Below are 1989 nucleotides of genomic sequence, written 5' to 3'. Positions count from 1 at the left end.
ATCCTCCTGATCGGCGCGCAGGATCACGAAGGCCACAACGGCTTGACCCGTCGTGTCGTCGTGCGCCCCGACCACGGCGGCCTCGGCAACGATCGGATGCGACACCAGCGACGACTCGATTTCGGCGGTCGAGAGGCGGTGGCCAGACACGTTCATCACGTCGTCGACACGGCCCAGCAGCCAGATGTCGCCGTCCTCGTCGAGCCGCGCGCCGTCGCCCGCAAAGTACATGCGGCGGTTCGTCGCGCCCGGCTGATCGAATTTCTCCCAGTAGGTCTCGATGAACCGCTCGGGGTCGCCCCAGATGCCGCGCAGCATGGAGGGCCACGGCTTGGTCACCACCAGTAGCCCGCCGCTGCCGTTGCCGACGGGCGCGCCGCCATCCGTCAGCACGTCGACGGTGATGCCGGGCATGGCCACCTGCGCAGAGCCAGGCTTCGCCGTCGTGATGCCGGGCAGGGCCGAGACCATGATGGCGCCGGTTTCGGTCTGCCACCACGTGTCGACGATGGGGGCGGTTCCCGCGCCGATTACGTCGCGGTACCAGATCCAGGCCTCGGGGTTGATGGGCTCGCCCACCGAGCCGAGCAGGCGGATGCTGCTCAGGTCGAAGCCATCGGGCACCGAACGACCGATCTTCATGAATGACCGGATGGCGGTGGGCGCCGTGTAGAAGATGCTCACCTTGTACTTTTCGATGAGCTCCCACCACCGGCCAGGGTGGGGTGCGTCGGGGGTCCCCTCATACAGAACCTGGGTCGCGCCGTTGGCGAGCGGGCCATAAACCACATAGCTGTGGCCCGTGATCCAGCCGACATCCGCCGTGCACCAAAAGACATCCGTCTCGGCTTTGAGGTCGAAGACGTTTTTGTGGGTGAACGCGGTCTGGGTCAGGTAGCCGCCGCTCGTGTGCAGAATGCCCTTGGGCTTGCCCGTCGTGCCCGACGTGTACAGGATGAAGAGCGGATGCTCGGCATCGAATGCCTCTGCAGTGTGCTCGGTCTCCGCTGCGGCCATTTCGTCGTGCCACCAGCGGTCGCGGCCCTCGGTCCACTCGATGGCGTTCTCGCCGCGACGCACCACGAGCACGTTCTCCACTGAGTGCTCGCCCTCCTTGGCCAGCGCGTCATCCACGGTGGGCTTGAGGGGCGAAACCTTGCCCTTGCGCCAGCCGCCATCGGCGGTGATCACGAGGCGAGCGTTGGCGTCGTCGACGCGGGAGCGGATGCTGTCGGCGCTGAATCCGCCGAAAATCACGGAGTGCACCGCGCCGATTCGGGCGACCGCGAGCATCGAGATCACGGCCTCGGGAATCATCGGCAGGTATATGGCGACACGGTCGCCTGAGCGGATGCCGAGCGTGGTCAGCACATTGGCGGCCTTCTTGACCTCGGCCGTCAGATCGGCGTAGGTGAGGGTGCGGGAGTCCCCGGGTTCGCCCTCCCAATGAAACGCGACGCGGTCGCCGTTGCCAGCATCCACATGGCGGTCGAGGCAGTTGTAGGCCACGTTGAGGCGACCGTCGGAGAACCATTTAGCGAAGGGGGCGTTGTCCCAGTCGAGCGTGCGGGTGAACGGTTTCTCCCACTGCAGCAGCTCGCGGGACTGGTTGGCCCAGAACTCTTCGGGGTCGGATGCCGCCGTGTCGTAGATCTCGGCCGTGGCCACGGCGTTGGCCGAAAACTCGCTGCTGGGAGCGAACCGGCGGGTCTCGTGCTGCAGGCTGTCGATGTTGGTGCTCATGGTGCTTTCGGCGCTCCTTTGCGTTCGAACGAGAGTGCGGTCACCCCTTTCGGGGTGAAGCTGGGAACTCGATGGAATAGAGACTAATGCCTAGCTAAATTGACTGTTGTGGATGCATCGGATTGGGGTACACTAGGCAAACCGGATGTCAATTCGGCTTAGCGGCGCAACTGTGATTCCCCCCAATCACGCGCTGCTGTGGCGGCGCCAGTTCCCCCCAACAGGCGCCGCCCCTCTTCTTTTAAC

1 protein-coding gene is annotated in these 1989 nt (G+C 65.0%); it reads right to left on the bottom strand.

Translation table 11 applies throughout. From position 1 onward, the window contains the following. Positions 1-1743: acetate--CoA ligase (acs, locus tag AC062T_RS13365; protein ID WP_476030801.1), on the bottom strand; the 1743-nt coding region annotated here is incomplete at its 3' end. Positions 1744-1989: the final 246 nt, after the last annotated feature.

This window comes from Homoserinimonas sp. (assembly GCF_056262345.1).
The sequence above is the reverse complement of the archived record's forward strand: the minus strand, read 5'-3'. Positions and strand labels throughout refer to the sequence as shown.